Here is a 5,691-nt window from a genome sequence, read left to right on the forward strand (position 1 = left end):
GCCTTCCGGCTGTTCGGTGCGGTCGGCACGAGGAACCCGGTTGGCCCTGTTGCCACCGTCTTTCCTGAGTTCATCGCCCGCGACGGTCAGGAGCGCGCGAACGGGTGCCGTCAAGGAGGCAAGCGCAGGGTTGGTGCGGCCCGCAGGCGCAGCCGAGGACACGGCCCTGCGCGCCTTGACGGCACACGGGCGCGGGCTACAGTCGCGGACAAGGTGATGAGGTCAGGGAAGACGGCTGGACATGGCAACGGCCACCCCACACGCCGACCGCACGGCAAGCGAAGCGCGCAGGCCCGAAGCTGGAAGCCGGGCCGGAGGCGTCAGCCGAGCGGAGCGAGGGAACGATGGAAGCCCGTCAGGGGCGAGACGCCGCAGGCGGCTCGATGCGCTGCGCGCACGACAGCGCGACCGGCCATCTCCCAGGTGGCCGGGGACGCCCGAACTTCAAGGTTCTATGAGCATCAGGCGCAGGGGATGCACCACGCCCCAAGCATCGGGAAGCGGGTTCTGTCGCGGCTGCGGATTTCTAGCCGATTCGGTGGTCATTAGGGGTGCCAAGCCTCGCGTGGCGGGGATAGCGCGGCAGGGCTTTCCCCGGGAGGCAAGCGAAACGCGCAGCGCCCCGGAAGGGGCGCGAAGGCATCCGGCCGAGTCATCAGGGCGCAGGCTGGATTCCGCAACCTGGCAGGCCCCGTTCCACACTGATCGCGGACAGCGTTCCAAACCGATGGCGGACAGTTGGCCTACCATCCGGGCCGTCACTCAGGCAACTATTTCGTCAGCCACTCGGCATATGCGTTCACGTCGATCATCGGCACCGTGCCGCTGAACTGCAGCATTGAGATCAGCTTGAACAGGAACGCGGTCGCCGGCTTGCCTTCCTTGGTGAATTCATATTTGCCGGCATCCTTCTCCCAAACGAAATGCCCATGCGCCGCCACGCAACCGATATTCAGCCGATCTTCTTCGACGCCGCCGTCGCCGAGCGCCTTCCACAGTGGATCGCCACAGCAAGGCGACCAGTCACTCTCGAACGTCAGGATGCCACCCAGGATCGGGATCAATGGCTTGGGTGGATACGTTCCGCCGGCATGGGGGATGGGCAAGCTCGTGCGATGCAGCGTACGCACCGACGCGACTTTCTTGCGCGCATAAGCCACGTAGTTAGCGTTGATCGTTTGCTTCGCCTCGAAGATCGCGTACACGCTTTCGGCAGGCACGATCGTCTCGCCCTGGTAGTGAAAGATGAACGGCGAATACTGCCTGTCGTAGACCACGACATCAATCTGATCGCTGAAAGCTCCCCTGCTATCCACCACATAGGCCTTGTCGACGCGGTAACGCTCCGGCAGGTAGGTTTTCAGCAACTCAAGCCAAACCGCCTCGCTCGCATCGCCTTTGGCATCGGGATGCCCAAACGACTTCCGCGTCGTCTGCAAGCGGTGCTGAATATCGTCGTGCAAACTTGCCAGCAAGACCGGAAGCGACCAACTGCTCATGACTTCTTCTCCTCGAACGGCGGCGTCGGCTGCATCAATCTTGCGATCTCAAGCGCACGCGCGGCCTCGACTGCGCGCGATGGATACGCGTCGAGCACGATCGCGGGAAGCAGTCGCTGCGTCAAATCCGAGAAGGTGAAGCCGCAATGCCCCTTCCCTTTCCCGGTAACAGCGACCAGTTCCTCGATGTGCTTCGTACTCAAGCCGAGCGCATGAAGCGCACCATCGAGCACCGCATGACGCTGCGCGTCGTTCGGCCGATCGAATGCCAGAATCTCGGCGGCACGTCGCTTGACGGCCGGATCAAGCGCGCTAAGTCGATTCGTACACATGATCACGGCCGCCGAAAGCTGGCCGTTCGCCAGGCGGTCGATGCCGCGGATGAAAGCGTTCACGCCGGCACGATCCTCGTGGTGCATCTGCGCCGATTCACGCGACTGTGCAAGCGCGTCCGCTTCGTCGACGAGAAGGATGACAGCCCCGCGCGAACGGCCGGCCGCTCCCTTCAGCTTGGTTGCGGCTTCTACCGTGTAGTCGAAGGCCGCCGACAGGAGCTGCGTCATCTCCCCAACCCGCCCTTGGCCGCGACTCGAAAGGCTCAGCGGGTACAGCGTGATCTCGATCTTCTCCTGCCGCGCGACGGCGTCGCCGATAGTCTCGGCCAGCTCGGTCTTCCCGGAACCGACATCCCCCGCTAGCACCACGAGCGGCGGACGACGCAGCACGTGCTTGAGAAGCGCCTTTGCGTCGGGATGGTGCTTTTGCGCCCAGGCCTCAAGGCCGGCGGGGTTCACCAACAGGCCGAGAATCTTGCTCAGGCGTTGTTTGTGGTCGTCAAGGCCGACCAGTCGCGCGAGCCGCTCCTGCGGCTCGAAATCCGGGTAGGTCAGGCGACGCTCGAACAGCTCATCGAGTGCGGGTTTGTTTTGCATCAATAGGCCCTCACGCTTGCGCGGCTCAACGCCCGACCACCAGCCGAATAGGTCTTGTCATCCACCATGTAGCCGTCCACCGCCGGCTGGGCCATTCCGGTGCGATAGAACGGCATCCGGCGCTTGAAGGCGTCCCTCTCGCCCTCCAACAGTGCATCCCACGCCGCCGAGTACGTCATATAGTTGTGGAAGGTCGCGCCCGAAATGTCGCGGCCCGGGAGCACTCTGCCGGGGTCGTCATCGCTGGCCGCCATGCCGGCTAGGTCGCGCGCCGTGTAGCGCAGCGTCGGCTCGATCCACTGGCCCCCGCGCAGGAAGCCGATCGTGAGCGTTCCGAAATATCCCGCCTTCAACAACTCGATGACCTCGTTCTCGTAGTTGGTGATGTCGCTATCACTGGGATGACCGTAGAAGCGCTGCATCCGCTTGAGATCAGCAGAGACCTTCGACGCCATATGCCGCGCATGCGTGACGGTGAAGGTCGTGGATTCGGTGATGGTGTAGCTGGACATGTTTCCTTCCTTACCCCTGGAATGCTGAACCGAAGACCTTTTGCCAGTAGTACACGGTCTCCTGCTTGGTCGGTGCCGAGAGCGCCGAGTCGATGGCGTCTCCGGCGTCGAGCGCAGCCTCATAGATCGCGGAGGCGTTCGCGTCGGTGTAGAGCCGGCTGACGTTGTTCACGGCATTCACCGGGTCGATGATCTGCACGCGCTGGCTGAAGGTGCCGACCGCCGAGGCCGGATAGTTGTCGGTGAAGAAGACCTTCTCTCGCAGGTCGGTGCGGGCGAGATAAGTGAAGAAGTGCTGCAGCGCCTCCGGGTAGTCCGAAAAGGACAAGCCATCATCGGCGAGCTTCGCAAGAAGCAGCTCGATCATGAACGACTTAAATCTGAAGTTGTCATCGGCCGCCTTCATGCGCGCTGCCCAGAACTTCACCAGTCGTACCACTTGCGAGAAGTGGTCGGGCTGCGCACGCTTGCGCTTGCGGATGAACTCGAGGTGCTGCGGAATGTTGGTCTTGAGGAAGGTGCCGTCGTCCTGGCTGATGAGGTTCCCGTACCAGTTGGGATCACCGTCGTAGAGGATGGGGACCACGTCAACATCTAGGCCAGAGCCCTTGAACGACACCGTGACGCTGTAGGTCTGCGGCTTCACTTGGTCTGCCGAAAAGTTCGGGAACGCCTTGCGCAGGCGCTCTGCCAGGTACTCCAAGAGCGCGGACACCTCGCGCGGCGCCTGAGCGCCGCTGATGTAGCAGGCCACGTCGATGTCGTTCAGGGAACGCAACGCCGTGCCCTTGGCGAGGCTGCCGGCGAGCAGCATCTTTTTCAACGTGAAGTCGGGGTGCTCGGACAAGTAGCCTTCCAACTTCTCGCGCAACCGACGTGCCTGGGCGCGGTACTCGTCGGCCTTGTCTTTGGGCAGGTTCACCCTATCTGCTGCGAATCGCATGAGGTCGCGATGGTCGATATGGGTACGGGACATCTGAAAGGCTCCTTCTGGTGCACGGCTCGGGTCAGCGAGTCATGATAAAAAGTTCGGAGTCGTGAACATGGACAGATGTTACGCCAGTTTTCTCGGATGTCAAATAAAAAGTTCGGTACCATGGTACTCTCCAGGCATCACACTTGGACAGGAGACGGACCATGGCGACACGTCTCGGCGAGAAGCTGCACGAATTGCGCAAGCAGCGCGGCCTGACGCTTGAAAAGCTGGCTGAACTGGCTGGCCTCAGCAAGAGCTACCTCTGGGAGCTAGAGAACCGCGAATCGCAGCGGCCATCAGCAGAGAAACTCACGGCGCTGGCCGATGTGCTCGGCGTCGCAGCGGCCTATTTCTTTGAAGAAGATGTGCGCGCCCCGCAGGAACGGCATCTGGACGAGGCTTTTTTCCGTGGCTACCAGAAGCTGGACCCTGAGGCCAAAGAGCAGCTTCGCAAGATACTGGGCACCTTCAAGAAGTCCTCGTGATGCCGGAGGTCTGGACACCCCAGCGCGCGGCCAACCGGTTGGCCAAAGTGGCGGAGGTTTTCAGCTCCGCGCATGGGGTGGATCGATTTCCGGTGAATGTGCCGTCACTCGCGATGGAGACGGCGCGGATCTTCGGCTGGAACGATCCGATCACCCAGGTGCAGGCCGCCAACATCAAGGGCTTTGACGGCGCCTTGTTCCCTGGCGACGGGCGTAAGGAGTGGCTGCTGCTGTACAACGACGCGGTATCTTCACCCGGCCGCGTGCGTTTTACGCAGGCCCATGAACTCGGGCACTACATCCTGCATCGACAGGTCCGGGAATCTTTCCAGTGCAGCGACGCCGACATGCTGAACTGGTCCCAGGATGACAAGGACATCGAGGGGCAAGCAGATCTGTTCGCTTCGTACCTGTTGATGCCGCTCGACGACTACCGAAAGCAGGTAACCACCGCCGTCGATCTCGACTTGCTAGGTCACTGCGCCGATCGGTATGGCGTGTCGTTGACGGCAGCGATCCTCAAGTGGTTGCAGTACACGGATGAGAAGGCCGTGCTGGTGATGTCCAGGGACGGTTTCATGAACTGGGCTTGGTCGAGCGAACCGGCGGCGAAAGCCGGTGCGTTCTTCCGCACGCGCAACAACGTCATTCCGGTACCAGACGGAGCGCTTGCCGCCAATGCTGAGATCAAGGATGACCGAAAGGGCACTCAGATTTCCGCTTCAGTGTGGTTCCCGCATGCCGGCGCCGAAACTCCGCTTCGCGAGATGAAAGTTCATGCGGAGCAATATGGGGTCGTCTTGAGCCTACTATGCCTTCCACGGTCTGCTGACGCCTGGCCGCCATGGTCGGAAAGGCGATGAAGACTCAGCTACGTTGCCGACAATTTTGAAGAGATGACGCGGTGCATCTCGTTTGACGATCATCAAACCGCTGCTTTAGACGGCCGGCCTAGGAGTCTGCGCGGCAGACGTGAAATGATGAGCTGTTCGACGCCACTGCAGGCACCGAGCCGTTGGTGCGAAGACCAAGGAACGCGCATCCGATGCGCTGCAGGGTCGAGTATCGAGTCGCCATTCGGGCGGCAGCGGGTTCGAGAAGGTTTTGCCTTGTGTTTTGCCTCACAAGTACGCCATGCGCCGCAGATTCAGCGCCATGCAGACGAGTTTCCACTCGCATCTGGCTTTGGCGAAGCTGCGCAGACTGAACTGGCGGAACCCCAGGACCGACTTGATCCACCCATTGGGTGGCTCAACGATGTGCTTGCGTCGACGATAGGCGTCCTTG

General features: G+C 61.6%; 7 protein-coding genes. 2 read left to right on the forward strand and 5 right to left on the reverse strand.

Features of this window, described 5'->3' with window-relative positions; translation table 11 throughout:
* Nucleotides 1–770: 770 nt before the first annotated feature.
* Genes K320_RS0117800 through K320_RS0117815 form a run of 4 tightly spaced genes read right to left on the reverse strand, consistent with a single transcriptional unit; the run spans nt 771 to nt 3,919 of the window.
* The gene (locus tag K320_RS0117800) at nt 771–1,499 is read right to left on the reverse strand and encodes a DUF6602 domain-containing protein (RefSeq protein ID WP_024540132.1); all 729 of its coding nucleotides are present in this window, start codon (nt 1,497–1,499) and stop codon (nt 771–773) included.
* A complete protein-coding gene (locus tag K320_RS0117805; RefSeq protein ID WP_024540133.1) occupies nt 1,496–2,431 on the reverse strand; it encodes an AAA family ATPase in 936 nt (311 codons plus the stop codon). The genes K320_RS0117800 and K320_RS0117805 overlap by 4 nt, the downstream gene beginning before the upstream one ends.
* Nucleotides 2,431–2,943: an HORMA-1 domain-containing protein gene (locus K320_RS0117810; protein ID WP_024540134.1), complete on the reverse strand. Its 513-nt coding sequence runs from the start codon at nt 2,941–2,943 to the stop codon at nt 2,431–2,433. Before K320_RS0117810 ends, K320_RS0117805 begins: the two co-directional genes overlap by 1 nt.
* 10 nt (nt 2,944–2,953) lie before the next feature.
* Nucleotides 2,954–3,919 (reverse strand): CBASS oligonucleotide cyclase, encoded by a 966-nt coding sequence (locus K320_RS0117815; RefSeq protein ID WP_024540135.1) that lies wholly within the window; start codon nt 3,917–3,919, stop codon nt 2,954–2,956.
* Between the two features lie 161 nt (nt 3,920–4,080).
* Here K320_RS0117815 and K320_RS0117820 point away from each other — a divergent pair, with 161 nt between their 5' ends.
* Together K320_RS0117820 and K320_RS0117825 are read left to right on the forward strand one after the other, a co-directional pair.
* The gene (locus tag K320_RS0117820) at nt 4,081–4,404 is read left to right on the forward strand and encodes a helix-turn-helix domain-containing protein (protein ID WP_024540136.1); all 324 of its coding nucleotides are present in this window, start codon (nt 4,081–4,083) and stop codon (nt 4,402–4,404) included.
* Nucleotides 4,404–5,267 carry an ImmA/IrrE family metallo-endopeptidase gene (locus tag K320_RS0117825; protein ID WP_024540137.1) on the forward strand — a complete coding sequence of 288 codons (864 nt, stop codon included), beginning with the start codon at nt 4,404–4,406 and terminating at the stop codon, nt 5,265–5,267. Before K320_RS0117820 ends, K320_RS0117825 begins: the two co-directional genes overlap by 1 nt.
* Before the next feature lie 258 nt (nt 5,268–5,525).
* Here K320_RS0117825 and K320_RS0117830 read toward each other — a convergent pair.
* Nucleotides 5,526–5,691, reverse strand: a 166-nt coding sequence (locus tag K320_RS0117830) for a transposase (protein ID WP_029696307.1), incomplete at its 5' end; no start/stop codon positions are given.

Source organism: Comamonas badia DSM 17552 (assembly GCF_000484635.1).
In the GTDB taxonomy this organism is placed as follows: domain Bacteria; phylum Pseudomonadota; class Gammaproteobacteria; order Burkholderiales; family Burkholderiaceae_C; genus Comamonas_C; species Comamonas_C badia.

Bases quoted from the DNA above. Each gene is read 5' to 3' on its own strand.
- K320_RS0117820 (WP_024540136.1), top strand. From the start codon at position 4,081: ATGGCGACACGTCTCGGCGAGAAGCTGCACGAATTGCGCAAGCAGCGC.
- K320_RS0117815 (WP_024540135.1), bottom strand. From the start codon at position 3,919: ATGTCCCGTACCCATATCGACCATCGCGACCTCATGCGATTCGCAGCA.
- K320_RS0117825 (WP_024540137.1), top strand. From the start codon at position 4,404: ATGCCGGAGGTCTGGACACCCCAGCGCGCGGCCAACCGGTTGGCCAAA.
- K320_RS0117810 (WP_024540134.1), bottom strand. From the start codon at position 2,943: ATGTCCAGCTACACCATCACCGAATCCACGACCTTCACCGTCACGCAT.
- K320_RS0117805 (WP_024540133.1), bottom strand. From the start codon at position 2,431: ATGCAAAACAAACCCGCACTCGATGAGCTGTTCGAGCGTCGCCTGACC.
- K320_RS0117800 (WP_024540132.1), bottom strand. From the start codon at position 1,499: ATGAGCAGTTGGTCGCTTCCGGTCTTGCTGGCAAGTTTGCACGACGAT.